This is a genomic window from Sphingobium wenxiniae (assembly GCF_007830065.1).
Taxonomy (GTDB): Bacteria; Pseudomonadota; Alphaproteobacteria; order Sphingomonadales; family Sphingomonadaceae; genus Sphingobium; species Sphingobium wenxiniae.
Map to the genome: position 1 here is coordinate 1 of NZ_VLKK01000003.1, position 19,501 is coordinate 19,501.

Here is a 19,501-nt window from a genome sequence, read left to right on the forward strand (position 1 = left end):
GCAGGATCTCGTTGGCCTGACGTAACTCCCGGTTCTCGCGTTCCAGGGCTTTGAGGCGGTCAGCCATCTCGGTCGGCACGCCAGCACGCTTGCCGCTGTCCACCTCCGCCTTCTTTACCCACTCAAATAGCGTCTGCGGGACGCAGCCGATCTTCTCTGAGATCGACACGATGGCCGCCCAGCGTGATGAATGCTCGGCTTCGTGATCCTGCACCATCCGCACCGCCCGTGCGCGAACCTCGGGTGCAAACTTGTTCGTCGTCTTGCTCATATCGACTCCACTTACTCAGAAGTTGGAGCCTCCGGCAAACCCGGGGCGGTTCACACCTTCGTCAGACGTCTCGACGAGTACCGGCGCAAGACCGCGCCGCTATTGGACTATTATCGCCGGAGAGGAGAGCTCATTGAGATCGATGGGATGCAGGGCATGGACGTCGTTACGCGTGACATCGCGAGCGTATTAACGAAAGTAGCTGCGGATTAGTGGTTTCCGCACAACGCGAATCGGCGGGGATTGCCCATGGAGCTGATTTTCTAGTTCTTCCTCTCCGCTGGGGAGGAAGCCAATATGGATGGGTCGAAGTCTTACTCGCGATATCCGGGATCGGGTGGTTGCCGCCATTGAGGAGGGGGCTGTTGTGTCGGCAAGCGGCGGCACGGTTCTTCGACATTCAACTATAACTATGATGGGGGTAACCTGGTTACGGTTCGTCAGCCGCAAAGAATTCTCGCAACGACAGCGAATCCAAGCAGTGCTGGACGATCCGCGCTCACTGTTGAGGCCCTCGAAATAGTCGATCATGAGCATCCGGAAATAGCGGCCGGCGGGCAGCGACGGTGCTTTCATCGGCGGCGGGTTACCGCCCTGCTACGCCACCGTAATTACCCTGGCCATATCCCCGGCTGCTGCTCTGGCGTCCGAAATGACCATCTCGGCCCTTGCGGGCAGTGCCGTACAGCCCGAGCGCTTGCCGGAAGGTAAGAAACGTGTCGATCGAGAAGCCGTTGGCGACCACGGCGTCCCCGGCTCGCAGGCTGGATGTCAGGGGGCAGACGTTGCCGCCAATTGCACGCGGTCCCCGATACCGTCACCGATTAGGGCGAAGAGCCGGGAAAAACGCCGTCCACCACAGTTTACGACCATTCGCAAAGAGTCGGTGAGAATCGGGCGCCTGATTTCTGAAGGAATTCCAAGCGATTGCCCCGAATTTGGGGATTCTCTGGTGAGTTTTCTCCAGAATCGCTGCTCGATGAGAGGGCGATAAACTATCTGAACCGTTTGATTTTATTGGATATTTTGGCGCATCCGACAGGATTCGAACCTGTGACCCCTGCCTTCGGAGGGCAGTACTCTATCCAGCTGAGCTACGGATGCGTGAGGCTATAAGCCCTATGAAAAGTACCGAAAAACGTCAATCCGCAGTCTGGCGACGGTGGTGAGTTTTTGGTGAGTTTGTTAATCGGGCCTTTCTTCGATCTTTGCAAGCAATGGAAACTATTATATAAAACCCTTGCCTTGACGGAGGAGTGCAGCCTTCGGAGGGCGGCGCTCTATCCAGCTGAGCTACGAGTGCGTGGTGCAGGCCGCTTAGCAAAGGGAGGCGGCGTGCACCAGCACCAAAATGGGATATCGAACAATCTTATTTCGAAGTCTTCTGCATCGGCTGGAATTTGCCGAGGCCGCAACTCGCGCCGCGCTGAAGGTCCGGACCGCTGCTTTGCAGTACGGTTATGATATCCACGGAGCAAAGCTGGGACAGGCTGGTCGCATAGGAAAATCTCTTTTCATAACCCAGGCTGGGGCAGCTGTTGGGTAGGGTGTTTCGATAGACTTTCCTCCCGTTCATCACGAAATCGATCGTCCGATCGTCCCGCACATTGGTGGACTGGATGGCAACGATCTGGACGCAATCGACCGGATCGCCGACCGGGACAAGATTGTCCGGCTTCGTCTTGGCGATAGCGGGAATGGCCGAGCCGATCAGGACGGCGCCCAATGCCAGTAATGCGTGGCGGCGATAGTTATTGTGAGCAGGCATGTTCATTCTCCTTTGTCGCCTCATAACGACGATATGGAGCGTGGCGATCCGTCGACCCTGCCATAATTCAACTGAACCGCATGATAACGAAATCGTCAGCCGGCGCTGGCGGGCGGGGGAGTCTTGGGCTTGTAGCGGCACAGGTCGGCGACGATGCAGCGCCAGCATTCGGGCTTGCGCGCCTTGCACACATAGCGGCCATGCAGGATCAGCCAGTGATGCGCGTCCCGCCGGAACGGTCCTGGCACCCGCCTTTCCAGCTTTTGCTCCACGGCAAGCGGCGTCTTGCCGGGCGCCAGGCCCGTGCGGTTGCCGACGCGGAAGATATGGGTGTCGACCGCGAACGTTTCTTCCCCGAAGGCGGTGTTCATCACCACATTGGCGGTCTTGCGCCCGACGCCGGGCAGGGTGGTCAGGACGTCGCGCTCCCGCGGCACCTCTCCGTCGAAATCGCGGACGAGTATTTCCGACAGGGCAATGACGTTCTTCGCCTTGGCATTATAGAGGCCGATCGTCTTGATATGCCGTTTCAGCCCTTCCTCGCCCAGCGCCACCATCTGCGTGGGTGTCTCGACCTCGCGGAAGAGGGCGCGGGTCGCCTTGTTGACCCCCACGTCCGTCGCCTGCGCGGAGAGCACCACCGCGATGAGCAACTGATAGTCATTGCCATATTCCAGCTCCGTTCGTGGAGCTGGATTGGCCTCCGCCAGGCGGCTGAAAAATTCGAATATCTGCGTCTTGTTCATCCGCCTAGAGGCCCAACACGGCCTTCATGTCGTATCGCCCGGCCGGTTGCGCGCTCAGCCATTGCGCGCCCTTCACCGCCCCGCGCGCGAAGATGACGCGGTTTTCCGCGCGATGGCCGATCTCGATCCGCTCGCCTTCCGTCGCGAAGATCACCTGATGATCGCCCGCAACCGATCCGCCCCGCAGCGCCGCAAAGCCGATCGCGCCCTTGGCCCGCGCGCCGGTGATGCCGTCGCGTCCCCGCTCGCTATGCTCGGCCAGCGCGATGGCGCGTCCCCGCGCCGCAGCTTCGCCCAGGAGCAGGGCCGTGCCGGACGGCGCATCGACCTTGTGCCGGTGGTGCATCTCCACGATTTCGATGTCCCAATCGTCCCCCAGCCGTGCCGCCGCCTGCTCCACCAGCGCCGCGAGCAGGTTGACGCCCAGCGAGGTATTGCCGGTCTGGAGCACCGCAATGGCCTGCGCGGCCTTATCGATCAGCGCATGATGCTCGCTCTCCAACCCCGTCGTGCCGATCAGGATAGGCTTGCCCGCCGCGAGACAGGCATCGAGATGCGCCGAAAGAGCCGCTGGCACCGAAAAGTCGATCAACACGTCGCTGATCTGGGCCAGCGCGACCGGATCGGACCCGATGGTGATGCCAGGCGCAAGCTCCCCGCTGCCGTCCCGATCCGTCCCGCCCGATATGGCGATGCCCGCTTCCGCCGCCGCCTGAGCGATGGCGCGTCCCATGCGGCCTGCCGCGCCGAAAATGCCTATGCTGGTCATGTCAGTTTCCGAATGTGGATTATGATCCGCCGATGCCAGAGCGGGCAGGCTTTGTCATCCCCCGCGCATCCGCTAAATCCGCCCGATGGACAGGGATATTCGCAACATCGTGATTCTCACCGGAGCGGGCATTTCCGCCGAAAGCGGTCTTGCCACCTTTCGCGGCCCCGACGGGCTGTGGGAAGGGCACCGGGTCGAGGATGTCTGCACGCCTGAGGCGCTGGCCCGCAATCCGGCTCTTGTCCACCGCTTCTATGACGAGCGCCGCGCCAGGCTCGACGCGGTGGAGCCGAACCCCGCGCATGAAGCGCTGGCCGCGCTCGACGTGGAATGGCCGGGCGACCTCTTATTGGTCACGCAGAATGTCGATGACCTGCATGAGCGGGCAGGGGCAAAGCGCCTGATCCACATGCATGGCGAACTGCGCTCGGCCCTGTGCGCGGCCTGTGGAAAGGCCGTCCCCTGGAGCGCGCCCTTGCCCCCGGAAAGCACGTGCGCCGGCTGCGGCAAGCCCCGGCTTCGCCCTGACATCGTGTTCTTCGGGGAAATGCCCTATGAAATGGATGCCATCGACGAAGCGCTTCGCCGCGCCGACCTTTTCGTGTCGGTCGGGACGTCGGGCGCGGTTTATCCGGCTGCGGGTTTCGTCCAGACCGCACGGCATGTCGGCGCGCATACGCTGGAACTCAATCTGGAGCCTTCCGCGGGCAGCGTCTATTTTGACGAAAGCCGCATGGGACCGGCCAGCCTGTTGGTGCCCGCATTGGTCCGCGAGTTGCTCACCTAATCCGGCGGCACTTCGGCAGGCGCATTGTCGGGCTGGTCGAAATCGGGCTGCTGCGGCTGGACTTCGTCTGGCTGGCCGGCAGGTGTTTCGTCAGGGGCAATCGGCGGCGGCGCTTCGGGCGGCGATTGCGGTTCGATGGTGTCGGGGGGCGGAACCCCGTCTGGTTGCGTTGCCACGTTTGTTTCTCCAGGAAAAAAGGTTTGTTTCAGGTTTACGCACCGGGGCCGAACAGGGTTCCCGCCTTTTCTCGATTGCCCTCTACCCTTGGCGCTTGCCCTTGGACGCGCTTTTCTCTATGCCGCGCCGACCGGCGACCGATGCGGGCGTGGCGAAACTGGTAGACGCGCCAGATTTAGGTTCTGGTATCGCAAGATGTGGGGGTTCGAGTCCCTTCGCCCGCACCAGTGCGCCAGGCCCTTCACATCGCAGGCGCCAACGATATTCAGCTTAGAAAGCGTTTGAGAGAAAAGATGCAGACTGTCGAGACGTTGAACGAAGGCCTGAAGCGCGCCTACACCGTGACCATCACGTCGAAGGACATCGACGCCCGCGTCGATAAGGAAGTGCAGGCGATCGCGCCGCAGGTGCGGATGCCCGGTTTCCGCCCCGGCAAGGTGCCGGCCAATCTGGTCCGCAAGATGCACGGGGAATCGTTGCAGCGCGATGCGCTCAACAGCTCGATTCAGGACAGCATCCAGAAGCTGATCGCCGACAACAAGCTGCGTCCCGCGATGCAGCCGTCCGTCGAACTGGATGAGACGTTCGAATTCGGCAAGGACGCCGAAGTGAAGGTCGAACTGGAAGTGCTGCCCGAAATCGCGGCGCCCAGCACCGACGGGATCAAGCTGGAACGCCTGACCGCCGAAGTCAGCGACGCGCAGGTCGATGAAGCCGCCGGCCGCATCGCGACCCAGCAGGGCGCTCTGGAAGAATATCCGGCCAGCCACAAGGCGAAGGACGGCGACACGCTGACCATCGATTTCCTGGGCAAGATCGACGGCGAGCCTTTTGAAGGGGGTGCGGCCGAAGACATCAAGCTCAAGATCGGTTCCGGCCAGTTCATCCCCGGCTTCGAAGAGCAGCTTTCCGGCGTCAAGAAGGGCGATGAGAAGACCATCGAAATCACCTTCCCCGAAGATTATGGCGCGGAGCATCTGGCGGGCAAGGCCGCGACCTTCGACATCACCGTCAAGGCGATCCTGAACGGCGACAAGCCCAAGCTGGACGACGATTTCGCCAAGTCGCTGGGTCTGGAAGGTCTGGACAAGCTCAAGGAGCTTTTGAAGGGCCAGATCGAGCAGGAACATAATGGCCTGACCCGCACCTATATGAAGCGCAAGCTCCTCGATCAGCTTGCCGCTGCCCATGATTTCGACGTGCCGCCCAGCATGGTGGAAGCCGAATTCAACCAGATATGGGCGCAGCTCCAGCATGAAGCGAGCCATGAGGAAGATCCCGAAGCGGCCCTGAAGGAAATGGAAGCGGAAAAGGACGATTACCGCGCCATCGCCGTGCGCCGCGTCCGTCTGGGCTTGCTCCTCTCCGAAATCGGCCAGGCCAATGGCGTTGTCGTATCCGATCAGGAAATGAACCGCCTCGTCATGCAGGCCGCGCAGCAATATGGTCCGCAGGACCGCGAGCGTTTCGTGCAATATGTCCGTCAGGACCCGATGGCTGCCGCACAGCTTCGCGCGCCCCTCTATGAGGACAAGGTGGTCGACTTCCTCTTTGAAAAGGCCGAAGTCACCGACCGCACGGTCAGCCGCGAGGAACTGGAAGCCGCGATCGAGGCCGACGACAGCGATCTGAAACCGCATGTCCACGGACCGGATTGCGGCCATGACCACGATCACGCCGAAAAGCCCAAGAAGGCCGCGCCCAAGAAGGCCGCTGCTGAAAAGGCCGAGGAAGCGCCTGCTGCCGGGGAAAAGCCCGCCAAGCCGAAGAAGGCGCCCGCCAAGAAGGCTGCTGCGGAAGCCGAACCCGCTCCCGTCGCTGAAAAGAAGGCCCCCACCAAGAAGGCCGCGCCGAAGAAAGCAGCCGCCAAGGCTGAATAAGGCCGCTGATGCCTGACCTGACAAGCGCCCGGCTTCCATGGGAAGCGCGGGCGCTTTTCATTTATGCTGCGCCGTGGCAGAGCAAATCTTAATCTTGTTCGTGCATGGCTGGCCATGAACGGGGCAGGGTATCGAGGATCAGATGAAGGAATTTCCGGCAGTGAACAGCGGGCAGGGGATCGCCACGCCGCGCATCGCGGTCATCCTGCCCTGCTATAATGAAGCGGGAGCCATCGTGCGGACGGTGGAGGATTTCCGCCGTGCGCTCCCCAATGCCGATATCTATGTGTTCGACAACAACAGCACGGACGGCAGCCGCGAACTGGCGGCCGGGGCAGGGGCCATCGTCCGCCGCGTGGCGCAGCAGGGCAAGGGCCATGTCGTGCGCCGCATGTTCGCCGATATCGACGCCGACATTTATGTCATGGCCGATGGCGACGCCACCTATGAAGCCGCTGCCGCCCCCCGGATGGTCGCCGCCATGCTCGCCGACAATCTCGACATGGTGGTCGGCTCCCGCAAGAGCGAGGTGGAGGAAGCCTATCGTCGTGGCCACCGCTTCGGCAACTGGGCGCTCACCAGTCTGCTCAAACAGCTTTTCGGCCGCAGTTTCACGGATATCCTGTCGGGCTACCGCATCTTTTCCCGCCGCTTCGTGAAGAGCTTCCCCGTCCTGTCCGCCGGATTCGAGATCGAGACGGAAATCTCCGTCCATGCCCTCGAACTCGCCATGCCGGTGTCGGAAATCGTGACCGCTTACGGCGCCCGCCCGGAAGGTTCGGAAAGCAAGCTCTCCACCTGGCGTGACGGCTGGCGCATCCTGCGGACCATCATCACCCTCTATCGCATAGAGCGGCCGATTCTTTTTTTCGGCGTGATCGCCGCGTTGCTGGCGCTTGCGGGCCTGATCCTGGCGGAACCCCTCATCGTCACCTATATGCAGACGGGTCTCGTGCCTCGCTTTCCTACGGCTATTCTCGTCACCGGCCTCATGATCCTCGCCACGCTGTCGGCCATGTGCGGCCTTATCCTCGACACGGTGGTGCGCGGGCGCAGGGAGGTGCGGCGGCTCGCCTATCTGGCCTTCCGCGCGCCCTCCGATTACGCGCGCCGCGACTGAACGGGGCGAAGCGCGCACGCGCCCCCTTGAACCATTCCGCTTTTGTGCCGATGTAGGGATCGGGCAAAAGCACCTGACTGAAAGAGCAAAATGACCGATATCATGTCCGATCCCATGGCCGCGCTGGTCCCCATCGTCATCGAACAGTCCAACCGGGGCGAGCGCAGCTTCGACATCTTCTCGCGGCTGCTGCGCGAACGGATCATCTTCGTCACCGGCCAGGTGGAAGACCATATGGCCTCGCTCATCGTGGCCCAGCTCCTGTTCCTCGAATCGGAAAATCCGAAGAAGGACATCTGGATGTACATCAACTCGCCCGGCGGCGTGGTGACGTCCGGCATGGCGATCCACGACACGATGAAATATATCCGCCCGCAGGTCGGCACCGTCTGCATCGGCCAGGCCGCCTCCATGGGCAGCTTTCTGCTCGCGGCGGGCGAACCGGGCAAGCGCATCGCGCTTTCCAATGCGCGCATCATGATCCATCAGCCGTCGGGCGGCGCGCAGGGCATGGCCAGCGATATCGAGATTCAGGCCAAGGAAATCCTGCGCATCCGTCAACGGCTTAACGGCCTTTATGCGGAATATACCGGCCGTCCGCTGGAGGAAATCGAACGGGCGATGGATCGCGACACCTTCCTCGAAGCGGAAGAAGCAAAAGCATTCGGTCTGGTCGACGAAGTGTTCGATCGCCGTCCGGCCATCGCGGAAACTTCCGAGGGTTGATGCTTTGTCTTTACCGCGGCGTACCCATTTTCACCCCTTGTGAAACCGGCGTGCCGCGGTTTAGGATGATCCTTGGACCAATATCCCTCGCCAAAAGCGGCTTTTCGTGGGCGGCAGGGAAGAGAGAATGACGAATGACAAAGCTTACGGGCTCCGATTCTAAAAGCACGCTTTACTGCTCCTTCTGCGGCAAGTCGCAGCATGAGGTGCGTAAGCTGATCGCGGGGCCGACCGTGTTCATCTGCGATGAATGCGTGGAACTGTGCAACGACATCATCCGCGAGGAGACCAAGGGCGGTCTTGTCGGGCGGAAGGATGGCGGCGTGCCGACCCCGCAGGAAATCTGCGATGTGCTCGACGACTATGTGATCGGCCAGAACCGCGCCAAGCGCGTCCTGTCGGTGGCGGTCCACAACCATTACAAGCGCCTCAACCACGGCTCCAGGCCGGGCGAGGTGGAACTGGCCAAGTCCAACATCCTGCTCGTCGGCCCCACCGGCTGCGGCAAGACGCTGCTGGCGCAGACGCTGGCCAAGACCTTCGACGTGCCCTTCACCATGGCCGACGCGACGACTCTCACCGAAGCGGGCTATGTGGGCGAGGATGTGGAAAACATCATCCTCAAGCTGCTCCAGGCGTCCGACTATAATGTGGAAAAGGCGCAGCGCGGCATCGTCTATATCGATGAGATCGACAAGATCAGCCGCAAGGCGGAAAATCCTTCCATCACCCGCGACGTGTCGGGCGAAGGCGTGCAGCAGGCGCTTTTGAAGCTTATGGAAGGCACTACCGCCAGCGTTCCGCCTCAGGGCGGCCGCAAGCATCCGCAGCAGGAGTTTTTGCAGGTCGACACGACCAACATCCTCTTCATCTGCGGCGGCGCTTTTGCGGGCCTCGAAAAGATCATCGGCGACCGTCTGGAAGCCAAGTCCATCGGTTTCGGCGCCCATGTCGCCGCGCCGGAGGAACGCAAGACCGGAGAACTGCTGCGCCAGAGTGAGCCGGAAGATCTGCTGAAATTCGGCCTGATCCCAGAATTTGTCGGCCGTCTGCCTGTCATCGCGACGCTCGAGGATCTCGACGTGACCGCGCTGGTCAAGATTCTGGTTGAGCCCAAGAATGCGCTGGTGAAGCAATATCAGAAGCTGTTCGACATGGAGAATGTGGAACTCAGCTTCACCGAAGATGCGCTGACCGCCATCGCGAAGAAGGCGATTGAGCGGAAGACCGGCGCGCGCGGCTTGCGGTCGATCCTCGAATCGATCCTGCTCGACACCATGTTCGACCTGCCCTCCATGGAAGGCGTGGGCGAAGTGGTTGTCGACAAGGATGTGGTTGCGGGCAGCAAGGAACCGATCCGCGTCTTCAGCGACAAGGAAAAGCGCGCCGAAGACGCCGCCTGACCGCCTCGCTGCGACTGAACGAAAAGGCCCGCCGGGAGTGTTCCGGCGGGCCTTTTCTTATGCTCGTTCCCTGAACCTTCGGTGGGGCCGCAGCGCTATATGGATAAGGCGCGCGTGAGGGCGTAAGGGAGGCAAGTGCCCGCCCTTGTCACTCCCGCCATTGTATGCGCCTTGCGGTCCCATGGGGAGCATGGGGCGATTGCCCGGCTGTTGACCCCTGAACATGGGCTGCTGGCGGGCTATGTGCGAGGCGGGCGGTCGCGGGCGATCCGGCCCGTGCTGCTGCCAGGCAATGCCGTGAAGGCGGAATTCCGGGCGCGGACGGAGGATCAGCTTGCAGGGCTGACGGTGGAGATGGAGCATAGCCGTGCGCCCTTGCTGGCGGAGGCTCTGTCGGCGGCTGCGATTGACTGGGCCTGTGCGCTGACGGCGACCGCCCTGCCGGAGGGGACGCCTTATCCGGCGCTCTATCAGGCGCTGGACGGCGTATTGGGCGCGGTGGAGGCGGCTCCGGCGGCGCGGGGATGGGCGGTGGCGCTCATTCGCTATGAATTGCTGATGCTGGCGGAGTTGGGATTCGGTTTGGACCTGACGCGCTGCGCGGCGACGGGTGGGCCGGAGGATCTGGCCTTCATCAGTCCACGCAGTGCCGCTGCGGTCAGTCGAGCGGGGGCTGTAGGTTATGAGGACAGGCTGCTGCCCTTGCCGCCTTTCCTGATCGAAGGGGGCAGCGGGGAGTGGGCGGAGATATTGGACGGGCTGCGACTGACCGGCTTTTTCCTGGAGCGGTCGGTGCTGACGGAGCGGCGCGCCGATGTGCTGGCCGCGCGGGAAAGGCTGGTCGACAGGCTCAAAAGGGCGGTTGCGTAACCGGCGGCGGCTTCATATGGCGGCGGCGACAAAAAGTTCAGGAGTTGTGCCCATGTTGATCGCCCTGTTCCCCGGAGACGGTATCGGCCCGGAAATCGTCGCGCAGGCAAAGCGCGTGCTGGATGCGCTGGCGATCGAGGGCATGACCTATGAGGAAGGGCTGGTCGGCGGGGCTGCGTACAAGGCCGCCGGGCATCCGCTGCCGCCGGAGACGCTGGAGCTGGCGAAGCGGGCGGATGCGATCCTGTTCGGCGCGGTGGGCGATCCGAGCTGCGACTCGCTGGAGCGGCATTTGCGGCCGGAGCAGGCGATCCTTGGACTTCGCAAGGAATTGGGGCTGTTTTCCAACCTGCGTCCGGCGAAGGTCTTTCCTGAGCTGGCGGGTGAATCCGCGTTGAAACCCGAAGTGGCGGGCGCCATCGACCTGCTGATCGTGCGGGAGACGAATGGCGACGTCTATTTCGGGGAAAAGGGCTTTCGCAAGACGGCCGACGGGCTGCGCGAAGGCTATGACATCATGTCCTATAATGAGGCCGAGGTGCGCCGGATCGCCCATAGCGGGTTCCAGGCGGCGCGGGCGCGGCGGGGCAAGCTGTGCTCGGTGGACAAGGCCAATGTGCTGGAGACGAGCCAGCTCTGGCGCGACGTGGTGATCGAGGTTTCGGCGGACTATCCCGACGTGGCGCTCAGCCACATGTATGTCGACAATGCCGCAATGCAGCTAGTGCGCGATCCGGGTCAGTTCGACGTGATCGTGACCGGCAATCTGTTTGGCGACATTCTTTCGGATCAGGCGAGCATGTGCGTGGGGTCCATCGGGATGCTGGCTTCCGCGACGCTGAACGGCAGCGGGCAGGGGCTGTATGAGCCGATCCACGGCTCCGCGCCGGACATTGCCGGGCAGGGCAAGGCCAATCCGCTGGCGACGGTCCTGTCCGCCGCGATGATGCTGCGCTATTCGCTGGGGCTGAATGCCGAGGCCGACCGGATCGAGGCGGCAGTGGCGAAGGCTCTGGCCGGCGGGGCGCGCAGCCCCGATCTGGGCGGAACGATGAGCACGGTGGAGATGGGCGACGCGGTTCTCGCGGCGCTGGCTTGAGGATAGAGCGATGAAGCGCAAGAGCGGGCAGGACCCGAACATCACGAAGAACTGGAAGCCCGCGACGCTGGCGGTGCGCGGCGGCAGCGCGCGCACGGAATATGGCGAAACGTCCGAAGCCTTGTTCCTGACGAGCGGTTATTGCTACGACCGGGCCGAGGACGCAGCGGCGCGCTTCGCGGGCGAGCAGCAGGGCATGACCTATTCGCGGCTCCAGAACCCGACCGTCGAAATGCTGGAAAAGCGCATCGCCCTGATCGAAGGGGCGGAGGCGTGCCGCGCCACCGCTTCGGGCATGGCGGCGATGACGGCGGCGCTGCTGTGCCAGCTTTCCGCCGGGGACCATGTGGTGGGCGGCAAGGCGCTGTTCGGATCGTGCCGCTGGCTGGTCGATACGTTGCTGCCCAAGTTCGGAATTCAAACGACCACGGTGGACGCCCGCGACAATGCGGCGTGGGAAAAGGCGATCCGGCCCAATACCAAGCTGTTCTTCTTTGAAACGCCTGCGAACCCCACCATGGATGTTGCTGATCTGAAAGGGATTTGTGACATCGCAAAGGCCCATGGCATCGTCACGGTGGTGGACAATGCCTTTGCAACGCCCGCGCTCCAGCGGCCTTTGGAGTTCGGGGCGGACGTGGTGGCCTATAGCGCGACCAAGATGATGGACGGGCAGGGCCGGGTGCTGGCGGGCGCGATCTGCGGCACGGAGGATTTCATCCTCAACACGTTGCTGCCCTTCCACCGCAACACCGGGCCGACGCTCTCCGCGTTCAATGCGTGGGTAGTGCTCAAGGGGCTGGAGACGCTGGACCTGCGCATCCGCAGGCAGAGCGAGAATGCGCTGAAGGTCGCGCGTTTCCTGGAGGGGCGCCTGCCCAAGATACTCTATCCGGGGCTGGAGAGCCATCCGCAGCATGAACTGGCGATGCGGCAGATGGAATTGGCGGGGCCGATCTTCTCGCTCTATACCGGCGGCGGTCGGAAGGAAGCGCATGGGCTGCTCAACGCGCTGGAACTGGTCGACATCAGCAACAATATCGGCGATTCGCGATCGCTGATGACGCATCCGGCCTCCACCACCCATTTCGGCATGGCCGAGGAAGCGCGGCTGGAAGTCGGCATTACCGAGGATATGCTGCGCCTGAATGTGGGCCTGGAAGACCCCGACGACGTGATCGCCGATTTCGATCAGGCCTTGCGCGCGATAGGGCGTTGACGCGGCGGGGGATTAGAGCGCATTCGTGAAACCGTGAACGCACTTTTCCCCTTTCACGCCACGACGCGCGACATCACGGTCCATGTGGCCGTGACCTTCCTGCCCGAACAGTCGGAGCCGGATCGGGGGCGCTGGTTCTGGGCCTATCATATCCGCATCGAAAATGGCGGGGATCAGCCGATCCAGCTCCTGACGCGGCATTGGGTCATCACGGATGGACGCGGCGGACAGCACCGGGTCGATGGCGACGGCGTGGTGGGCGAACAGCCGGTGGTGCAGCCGGGCCGCAGCTATGATTATGTGTCGGGCTGTCCGTTGGGCACGCCGACAGGGTCGATGAAGGGGCATTATCACATGATCGGAGCGGACGGGCACACGTTCGACGCGGCGATCCCCCATTTCGCGCTGATCGCGCCCGCGGTGGCCGAATGAAGCGGACGCATTTGCCGCTCAACGGCCTGCGCGTGCTGGATGCGGCGGCGCGGCATTTGTCCTTCACTCGGGCCGCCGATGAACTGGCGGTGACGCCGGCGGCGGTCGGGCAACAAATCCGCGCGCTGGAGGATATGCTGGGCGTCGTGCTGTTCCGCCGCACGCCCAAGGGGCTGGAACTGACGCAGGAGACGGAGGCAGGGCTGGACGCGCTGCGTGCCGGGTTCCTGGAGTTTGAGGAGGCCGTGCGGGCGATGCAGGCGGGGCAGTCCAGTTCCTCGCTGACGATCGCCGCGCCGCGCGACATCACCGCCAAATGGCTGCAAAAGCGGCTGGCGGCCTATGCCGCGAGCCAGCCCGACCTTAAATTCGCGTTGGTGGCGGCGGATGAGGCGCTGGATTTCACCGAGGCCAATCTGGACCTTGCGCTGCGTCTGGCGGATGGGCCGGGCGAGCATGAGGGCATCCGGCTGGGCGAAGCGACTTTCGTGACGGTGGAAGCGGCCGATGGCGGACCGGATGGGCGGATCGAATGGCCCGGCTGCCCCCATGGCGACAAGCCTGCGTCGATCCGGGTCGCGGACGGTGGCCTCGCGATTGAGGCGGCGGCGAACGGTTTCGGGCGGGCGGTCGTGCCGCTGCTGCTGGCGGAGGCGGATCTTGCCGCTGGACGTGTGCGGCAAGTGGGTGACGCGGATGCTTCGCCGCTCTCCTACTGGCTGATCGCGCCGCTGCCCCAATGGCGGCAGAAGAAGGTCAAGGCGCTGGTTGAAGCGTTGGTTGCGTAAAGCCCGCAAAAAGCCCGGCCGCTTTCGCAGCCGGGCTTTCTGTTTGCGATATTCCAGCGATCAGAGGCTGTAATACATGTCGAATTCGACCGGCGAGGGAGCCATTTCCCAGCGGTAGACTTCGGGCCATTTGAGTTCCAGATAGGCTTCGATCTGATCCTTGGTGAACACGTCGCCCTTTAGCAGGAAGTCGTGGTCGGCGGCCAGCGAGTTGAGAGCCTCACGCAGCGAAGCGCAAACGGTCGGCACCTGGCTCAGTTCTTCGGGCGGCAGGTCGTAGAGGTTCTTGTCCATCGCGGAACCCGGATGAATCTTGTTCTCGATGCCGTCGAGGCCCGCCATCAGCAGCGCGGCGTAGCACAGATAGGGGTTCGCCATCGCATCGGGAAAGCGGAATTCCACGCGCTTCGCTTTGGCGCCCGCGCCGTAGGGGATACGGCAGGAGGCCGAACGGTTGCGCGCCGAATAGGCGAGCAGGACCGGCGCTTCGAAACCCGGCACCAGGCGCTTGTAGCTGTTGGTGGTCGGGTTGGTGAAGGCATTGAGCGCCTTGGCGTGCTTGATGACGCCGCCGATGAAGTAGAGGCACATGTCGGACAGACCGGCATAGCCTTCGCCTGCGAACAGCGGCTTGCCGCCGTCCCAGATCGACATGTGGGTGTGCATCCCCGAACCATTGTCCTGTGCGATCGGCTTGGGCATGAAGGTCGCGGTCTTGCCATAGGCCTGGGCGACCATCTGAACCACATACTTATAGATCTGCATACGGTCGGCGGTTTGGACCAGCGTACCGAAGGTCAGGCCGAGTTCGTGCTGCGCGGCGGCGACTTCATGGTGATGCTTGTCACAGGGCAGGCCCATTTCGAGCATGGTGGTGACCATCTCGGCGCGGATGTCGGTGGCCGGATCGACTGGCGCGACAGGGAAGTAGCCGCCCTTGGCGCGCGGACGGTGGGCAAGGTTGCCGCCCTCATATTCGCGGCCGGTGTTGGTCGGCAGTTCGATATCGTCGATCTTGTAGAAGGACTCGTTATAGTCCGAATTGAAGCGGACATCGTCGAACATGAAGAATTCGGCTTCCGGGCCGACATAGACGGTGTCGCCGAAACCGGCCGACTTGACGAACGCTTCGGCGCGCTTGGCGGTGCTACGCGGGTCGCGGGCATAGAGTTCGCCGGTGTCCGGCTCGACGATGTCGCAGAACAGGATCAGCATCGGGGTCGCGCTGAACGGATCGACATAAACGGCGTCCAGATCGGGCTTGAGGATCATGTCCGACTCGTTGATCGCCTTCCACCCTTCGATCGACGAGCCGTCGAACATCAGGCCTTCGTTCAGCTCGTCCTCGCCCAGCACGGTCGACACCATGGTCAGGTGCTGCCACTTGCCCTTGGGATCGGTGAAGCGCAGATCGACCCATTCGATCTCCTTTTCCTCGATCATCTTGAGGATGTCTTTAGGCGTGTTGGCCATGTGAACTTGCCCTTCTTTCATGATTACCCCCCCGAAGGGGCCGGTTGATGCTTATGTCCGCCGGCCCCCTGAACCGCCGGCGGGAACGTCCTGACAAATCAGATCGCGTCGCTGTCGCGTTCGCCGGTGCGGATGCGGACCGCGCCCTCGATCGAGGAGACGAAGATCTTGCCGTCGCCGATGCGGCCGGTCTGCGCGGCGGAAGAGATCGCTTCCACCACCCGGTCGGCCAATGTGTCGTCCACCACGACTTCCAGCTTCACCTTGGGCAGAAAGTCGACGACATATTCAGCGCCGCGATAGAGTTCGGTGTGACCCTTCTGGCGGCCGAAGCCCTTCGCCTCCGTCACGGTGATGCCGGACACGCCCACTTCGTGCAGCGCTTCCTTCACCTCGTCCAGCTTGAACGGCTTGATGATCGCTTCGATCTTTTTCATCTTAAAAAAATCCCACAGCAGATGCATTCAGCGAAGGGAAAAGCCCTGCGCCCAAACTCCAAGTGACGATCATCATGCCCCCCCTTCAGGCAAGCGCCGCCCCTCTCGGTAATCAATTCCCGTGCCAAATGGCGAATCACCGGAATACGCTTTCGGTGATGCAGCAATCTTTGTCCATATTGCCCGGATTCCGGGCAAATTTCCGCAGCAATGCTTAAATTTTAGGCATAGGGCGGCGCGTCCAGACCCGCGGGGCTTTTCGTGAAGATTTCGCAGCCGGTTTCGGTGATGCCGATGCTATGCTCGAATTGGGCGGAAAGGGTGCGGTCGCGCGTGACGGCGGTCCAGCCGTCGTCGAGCATCCTGACGCCGGGCTTGCCGATGTTGATCATCGGCTCGATGGTGAAGAACATGCCGGGCTTGAGTTCCGGGCCAGTGCCGGGGCGGCCGATATGCACGACTTCCGGGCTGTCGTGGAACACGCGGCCAAGGCCATGGCCGCAGAAATCGCGCACCACGCCATAGCGGTGCTTTTCCGCGTGACGCTGGATCGCATGGCCGATATCGCCCAGGTGATTGCCGGGTTTCGCCTGCTCGATGCCCAGCATCAGGCATTCATAGGTCACTTCGACCAGCCGCCGCGCCTTGATGGGCGCTTCCCCGGCAATATACATGCGGCTGCTGTCGCCATGCCAGCCGTCGACCAGCGGCGTCACGTCGATATTGAGGATGTCGCCCTCGCGCAGCTTTTGATCGCCGGGGATGCCGTGGCAGATCACATTGTTGAGCGATATGCAGCAGCTATGCGTATAGCCGCGATAACCGAGTGTCGCGGGCACGCCGCCGCCGTCCAGCGTCATGCGGCGGACGATGTCGTCCAGCTCTCCGGTCGTGACGCCGGGCACGACATGCGGCGCCAGCGCATCGAGAATCTCGGCCGCCAGCCGTCCGGCCTTTCTCATGCCTTCGAAACCCGCCGCGTCATATAGCTTGATCGCGGCGGAGCGGGAGATCGGCGCGTCCGCCGTCATCGTCATATAATCGGTCATGCCCGCATTATAGGCCGCCGCGCGCGATAATGCGAGGGGGGCGGGAGCTACCGGTGGAATACTGGGCTCTATGCAGCGCGCGCGGCGCAGGCTATGGGCTTGGTCATGGCCGATCCCCAACGCATCTGGACCGCAGCCCTGGTCGTCATCGGCGACGAAATCCTCTCTGGCCGCACGCAGGACAGGAATGTCGCGCAGATCGCCACCTGGCTGAACGTGCAGGGCATCCGCCTTACCGAAGTGCGGGTCGTGGCGGACGACGCGGCGGCCATTGCCGAGGCGGTGAACACGCTGAGGGCGCGCAACGACTATCTGTTCACGACCGGCGGCATTGGGCCGACCCATGACGATATCACCGTGGACGCCATCGCGGGCGCACTGGGCGTGGAGGTGGAGATCAACGCGCAGGCGCGGACGATGCTGGAAGGCTATTATGAGACTCGCGGCGGTCTCACCGATGCGCGGTTGCGGATGGCGCGGGTTCCGGTCGGGGCCTGTCTCATTGAAAATCGCATGTCGGGCGCACCGGGCATCCGGCACGGCAATATCTTCATCATGGCGGGTGTGCCGCACATCACCGCCGGAATGCTCGAGAGCCTGACCGGCAAGCTGGAGGGCGGCTTGCCGCTGCTGTCCGCCACGGTGGGCTGCTGGGTCGCGGAAAGCGAGATCGCGGACCTGCTGGCCGAAGCTGAGCGCGGCCATGAAGGATGCCAGATCGGCAGCTATCCTTTCTTTCGCGACGGGCGCACGGGCGCGAATTTCGTGGTCCGATCGACCGATCAGGCCGTGCTGGACCGCTGCATCGCGGACCTTGGCCTTGCGCTGGAAGCAGGCGGCTGGCCTGTCATAGCAGGCGGAATCTGATCCATAAAATCCGGCTGCGCGGTAAAATGCCGCCCCGGCGCGTCGATATGTGGCGCGGCAGCGGCGGGCTGCGTTGCGCGTGGGCTGCGGCTCGCGTTATGTTGCGTCGCATCAACGGCTGGGCTTGACTGCATCCCGTCGAGGCCGGTCACTGACCGTCTGAAATGCGGAGAGTGAATCTCGATGATTTCGGGGGCGGCTTCTTGCGCCTTGTGGAAACGCATCGACGGTGCGGGAATGCGCGGACAATATTCTGGTGAAGGAGGAACTGCCATGCGGATCGTGATGACCGGGTCTGGCTATGTGGGTTTGGTGTCGGGGGCATGTCTGGCGGATTTCGGCCACGAAATCATCTGCGTGGACAAGGATGAGCGCAAGATCGCGATGCTGCGCGAGGGCGGCGTCCCGATCTATGAGCCGGGACTCAAGGAACTGATCGCGCGCAATGTCGATGCGGGCCGCCTGACCTTCACCACCGATCTGACGGGTTCGGTCGCGCAGGCCGATGTCGTCTTCATCGCCGTCGGTACGCCCGCGCGCCGAGGCGACGGCCATGCCGACCTCACCTATGTCTATGACGCATCGCGGGAGATCGCGGCGTCCCTGAACGGCTTCACCGTCATCGTCACCAAGTCCACCGTCCCGGTCGGCACGGGCGACGAGGTGGAGCGCATCATCCGCGAAACGAATCCGCAGGCTGAGTTCGCCGTCGCCTCCAACCCCGAATTTCTGCGCGAAGGCGCGGCCATTCAGGACTTCAAGCGCCCCGACCGCATCGTCGTCGGGATAGAGGACGAACGCGCCCGCCCGGTGATGGAGGAGGTCTATCGCCCGCTCTACCTCAACCAGTCGCCGATGCTCTTCACCGGCCGCCGCACCAGCGAGCTGATCAAATATGCCGCCAACGCCTTCCTGGCGATGAAGATCACCTACATCAACGAGATTGCCGAACTGTGCGAGCAGGTGGGCGCGGACGTGCAGCAGGTGGCGCGCGGCATCGGCCTCGACAACCGGATCGGGGGCAAGTTTCTCCACGCCGGGCCGGGCTATGGCGGCTCCTGCTTCCCCAAGGACACGCTGGCGCTGGTCAAGACGGCGGAGGATGCGGGCGCGCCCGTCCGCCTCATCGAAACCACCGTCGCCATCAACGAAAGCCGCAAGCGGGCGATGGCGCGCAAGGTGATCGCGATCTGCAACGGCTCCGTGCGGGGCAAGACGGTCGCGGTGCTGGGCCTGACCTTCAAGCCCAATACCGACGACATGCGCGATGCGCCCTCGCTTTCGATCATTCAGGCATTGCAGGACGCGGGCGCGCAGATCCGCGCCTACGATCCCGAAGGCATGGAAGCGGCTAGCGCCATGATGAAGGATGTCGAGTTCGCGGCCAATCCCTATATCGCGGCGGAAGGCGCCGCCGCCGTGGTCCTCGTGACCGAATGGGACGCCCTGCGCGCGCTCGATCTCAAGCGGCTGCGCGGCGTGATGGCGGGCGATGGCCTTATCGACCTGCGGAACATCTATCGCCCGGACGATGCGGAAGCGGCAGGCTTCGTCTATGCCAGCGTGGGCCGGGGCGCGCCACCGCTCGCCGAGCCGCTGGTGGAAGCGGCGGAATAAGGC

20 protein-coding genes and 2 tRNA genes are annotated in these 19,501 nt (G+C 63.0%); 13 read left to right on the forward strand and 9 right to left on the reverse strand.

From position 1 onward, the window contains the following. From IQ35_RS04305 to dapB, 5 genes are all read right to left on the reverse strand, one after another. Positions 1 to 271: transposase (locus IQ35_RS04305; RefSeq protein WP_145072078.1), on the reverse strand; the 271-nt coding region annotated here is incomplete at its 3' end. 1,027 nt (positions 272 to 1,298) lie between these two features. Beyond that, positions 1,299 to 1,375 (reverse strand) — tRNA-Arg (locus tag IQ35_RS04320). 265 nt (positions 1,376 to 1,640) lie between these two features. Beyond that, positions 1,641 to 2,039 (reverse strand): hypothetical protein, encoded by a 399-nt coding sequence (locus tag IQ35_RS04325; RefSeq protein ID WP_236614820.1) that lies wholly within the window; start codon positions 2,037 to 2,039, stop codon positions 1,641 to 1,643. A gap of 95 nt (positions 2,040 to 2,134) precedes the next feature. Then, positions 2,135 to 2,785, reverse strand: a complete 651-nt coding sequence (gene nth, locus IQ35_RS04330) for an endonuclease III (protein WP_145072079.1) — start codon at positions 2,783 to 2,785, stop codon at positions 2,135 to 2,137. A gap of 4 nt (positions 2,786 to 2,789) precedes the next feature. Continuing rightward, positions 2,790 to 3,554, reverse strand: a complete 765-nt coding sequence (gene dapB, locus IQ35_RS04335; RefSeq protein ID WP_145072080.1) for a 4-hydroxy-tetrahydrodipicolinate reductase — start codon at positions 3,552 to 3,554, stop codon at positions 2,790 to 2,792. Between the two features lie 85 nt (positions 3,555 to 3,639). On the opposite strand from dapB, the gene IQ35_RS04340 reads away from it, so the two are divergent. Then, positions 3,640 to 4,341, forward strand: coding sequence for an NAD-dependent deacylase (locus tag IQ35_RS04340; protein ID WP_145072081.1), 702 nt, complete (start codon positions 3,640 to 3,642; stop codon positions 4,339 to 4,341). Here the strand turns inward: IQ35_RS04340 and IQ35_RS04345 are convergent. Continuing rightward, the gene (locus IQ35_RS04345; protein ID WP_021246784.1) at positions 4,338 to 4,517 is read right to left on the reverse strand and encodes a hypothetical protein; all 180 of its coding nucleotides are present in this window, start codon (positions 4,515 to 4,517) and stop codon (positions 4,338 to 4,340) included. The genes IQ35_RS04340 and IQ35_RS04345 overlap by 4 nt on opposite strands. 143 nt (positions 4,518 to 4,660) lie before the next feature. Between IQ35_RS04345 and IQ35_RS04350 the strand changes: the two genes are divergently transcribed. From IQ35_RS04350 to IQ35_RS04395, 10 genes are all read left to right on the forward strand, one after another. Continuing rightward, positions 4,661 to 4,745 (forward strand) — tRNA-Leu (locus tag IQ35_RS04350). Between the two features lie 66 nt (positions 4,746 to 4,811). Then, positions 4,812 to 6,398 (forward strand): trigger factor, encoded by a 1,587-nt coding sequence (gene tig / locus IQ35_RS04355; RefSeq protein ID WP_145072082.1) that lies wholly within the window; start codon positions 4,812 to 4,814, stop codon positions 6,396 to 6,398. A gap of 142 nt (positions 6,399 to 6,540) precedes the next feature. Beyond that, complete coding sequence (locus IQ35_RS04360; RefSeq protein WP_145072083.1) at positions 6,541 to 7,518, forward strand: glycosyltransferase family 2 protein; 978 nt, start codon at positions 6,541 to 6,543, stop codon at positions 7,516 to 7,518. 90 nt (positions 7,519 to 7,608) lie between these two features. Further along, positions 7,609 to 8,244: an ATP-dependent Clp endopeptidase proteolytic subunit ClpP gene (clpP, locus tag IQ35_RS04365; protein ID WP_021246782.1), complete on the forward strand. Its 636-nt coding sequence runs from the start codon at positions 7,609 to 7,611 to the stop codon at positions 8,242 to 8,244. Positions 8,245 to 8,378: 134 nt separating this feature from the next. Beyond that, entirely contained in the window at positions 8,379 to 9,647 is a 1,269-nt protein-coding gene (gene clpX, locus IQ35_RS04370) for an ATP-dependent Clp protease ATP-binding subunit ClpX (RefSeq protein ID WP_021246781.1), read from the forward strand. A 135-nt stretch (positions 9,648 to 9,782) separates the two neighbouring features. Continuing rightward, the gene (recO, locus tag IQ35_RS04375; protein ID WP_145072084.1) at positions 9,783 to 10,517 is read left to right on the forward strand and encodes a DNA repair protein RecO; all 735 of its coding nucleotides are present in this window, start codon (positions 9,783 to 9,785) and stop codon (positions 10,515 to 10,517) included. A gap of 52 nt (positions 10,518 to 10,569) precedes the next feature. Next, positions 10,570 to 11,616, forward strand: coding sequence for a 3-isopropylmalate dehydrogenase (gene leuB, locus IQ35_RS04380; protein ID WP_021246779.1), 1,047 nt, complete (start codon positions 10,570 to 10,572; stop codon positions 11,614 to 11,616). A 10-nt stretch (positions 11,617 to 11,626) separates the two neighbouring features. Next, complete coding sequence (locus tag IQ35_RS04385; RefSeq protein ID WP_145072085.1) at positions 11,627 to 12,835, forward strand: trans-sulfuration enzyme family protein; 1,209 nt, start codon at positions 11,627 to 11,629, stop codon at positions 12,833 to 12,835. 33 nt (positions 12,836 to 12,868) lie between these two features. Continuing rightward, the gene (apaG, locus tag IQ35_RS04390) at positions 12,869 to 13,267 is read left to right on the forward strand and encodes a Co2+/Mg2+ efflux protein ApaG (protein ID WP_021246777.1); all 399 of its coding nucleotides are present in this window, start codon (positions 12,869 to 12,871) and stop codon (positions 13,265 to 13,267) included. Beyond that, complete coding sequence (locus IQ35_RS04395; RefSeq protein WP_031292134.1) at positions 13,264 to 14,055, forward strand: LysR family transcriptional regulator; 792 nt, start codon at positions 13,264 to 13,266, stop codon at positions 14,053 to 14,055. The genes apaG and IQ35_RS04395 overlap by 4 nt, the downstream gene beginning before the upstream one ends. Positions 14,056 to 14,115: 60 nt before the next feature. Here the strand turns inward: IQ35_RS04395 and glnA are convergent, their stop codons facing one another. The 3 genes from glnA to map form a co-directional block, all read right to left on the reverse strand. Next, positions 14,116 to 15,528, reverse strand: a complete 1,413-nt coding sequence (gene glnA / locus IQ35_RS04400; RefSeq protein ID WP_021246775.1) for a type I glutamate--ammonia ligase — start codon at positions 15,526 to 15,528, stop codon at positions 14,116 to 14,118. A gap of 98 nt (positions 15,529 to 15,626) precedes the next feature. Beyond that, positions 15,627 to 15,965, reverse strand: a complete 339-nt coding sequence (locus IQ35_RS04405; RefSeq protein ID WP_031292133.1) for a P-II family nitrogen regulator — start codon at positions 15,963 to 15,965, stop codon at positions 15,627 to 15,629. Between the two features lie 221 nt (positions 15,966 to 16,186). After that, positions 16,187 to 17,014: a type I methionyl aminopeptidase gene (map, locus tag IQ35_RS04410; protein WP_021246773.1), complete on the reverse strand. Its 828-nt coding sequence runs from the start codon at positions 17,012 to 17,014 to the stop codon at positions 16,187 to 16,189. 105 nt (positions 17,015 to 17,119) lie between these two features. Here map and IQ35_RS04415 point away from each other — a divergent pair, with 105 nt between their 5' ends. Both IQ35_RS04415 and IQ35_RS04420 read left to right on the forward strand, forming a co-directional pair. Continuing rightward, positions 17,120 to 17,881, forward strand: a complete 762-nt coding sequence (locus IQ35_RS04415) for a competence/damage-inducible protein A (protein WP_031292131.1) — start codon at positions 17,120 to 17,122, stop codon at positions 17,879 to 17,881. Between the two features lie 273 nt (positions 17,882 to 18,154). Continuing rightward, the gene (locus IQ35_RS04420; RefSeq protein ID WP_145072086.1) at positions 18,155 to 19,498 is read left to right on the forward strand and encodes a UDP-glucose dehydrogenase family protein; all 1,344 of its coding nucleotides are present in this window, start codon (positions 18,155 to 18,157) and stop codon (positions 19,496 to 19,498) included. The last annotated feature ends 3 nt before the right edge of the window (positions 19,499 to 19,501 follow it).

Coding starts and splice junctions, on each gene's coding strand:
- IQ35_RS04360 (WP_145072083.1), top strand. CDS start 6,541: ATGAAGGAATTTCCGGCAGTGAACAGCGGGCAGGGGATCGCCACGCCG.
- map (WP_021246773.1), bottom strand. CDS start 17,014: ATGACCGATTATATGACGATGACGGCGGACGCGCCGATCTCCCGCTCC.
- clpX (WP_021246781.1), top strand. CDS start 8,379: ATGACAAAGCTTACGGGCTCCGATTCTAAAAGCACGCTTTACTGCTCC.
- dapB (WP_145072080.1), bottom strand. CDS start 3,554: ATGACCAGCATAGGCATTTTCGGCGCGGCAGGCCGCATGGGACGCGCC.
- nth (WP_145072079.1), bottom strand. CDS start 2,785: ATGAACAAGACGCAGATATTCGAATTTTTCAGCCGCCTGGCGGAGGCC.
- glnA (WP_021246775.1), bottom strand. CDS start 15,528: ATGGCCAACACGCCTAAAGACATCCTCAAGATGATCGAGGAAAAGGAG.
- leuB (WP_021246779.1), top strand. CDS start 10,570: ATGTTGATCGCCCTGTTCCCCGGAGACGGTATCGGCCCGGAAATCGTC.
- clpP (WP_021246782.1), top strand. CDS start 7,609: ATGACCGATATCATGTCCGATCCCATGGCCGCGCTGGTCCCCATCGTC.
- IQ35_RS04385 (WP_145072085.1), top strand. CDS start 11,627: ATGAAGCGCAAGAGCGGGCAGGACCCGAACATCACGAAGAACTGGAAG.
- IQ35_RS04420 (WP_145072086.1), top strand. CDS start 18,155: ATGCGGATCGTGATGACCGGGTCTGGCTATGTGGGTTTGGTGTCGGGG.
- IQ35_RS04340 (WP_145072081.1), top strand. CDS start 3,640: ATGGACAGGGATATTCGCAACATCGTGATTCTCACCGGAGCGGGCATT.
- IQ35_RS04415 (WP_031292131.1), top strand. CDS start 17,120: ATGGCCGATCCCCAACGCATCTGGACCGCAGCCCTGGTCGTCATCGGC.
- IQ35_RS04325 (WP_236614820.1), bottom strand. CDS start 2,039: ATGCCTGCTCACAATAACTATCGCCGCCACGCATTACTGGCATTGGGC.
- tig (WP_145072082.1), top strand. CDS start 4,812: ATGCAGACTGTCGAGACGTTGAACGAAGGCCTGAAGCGCGCCTACACC.
- IQ35_RS04395 (WP_031292134.1), top strand. CDS start 13,264: ATGAAGCGGACGCATTTGCCGCTCAACGGCCTGCGCGTGCTGGATGCG.
- IQ35_RS04405 (WP_031292133.1), bottom strand. CDS start 15,965: ATGAAAAAGATCGAAGCGATCATCAAGCCGTTCAAGCTGGACGAGGTG.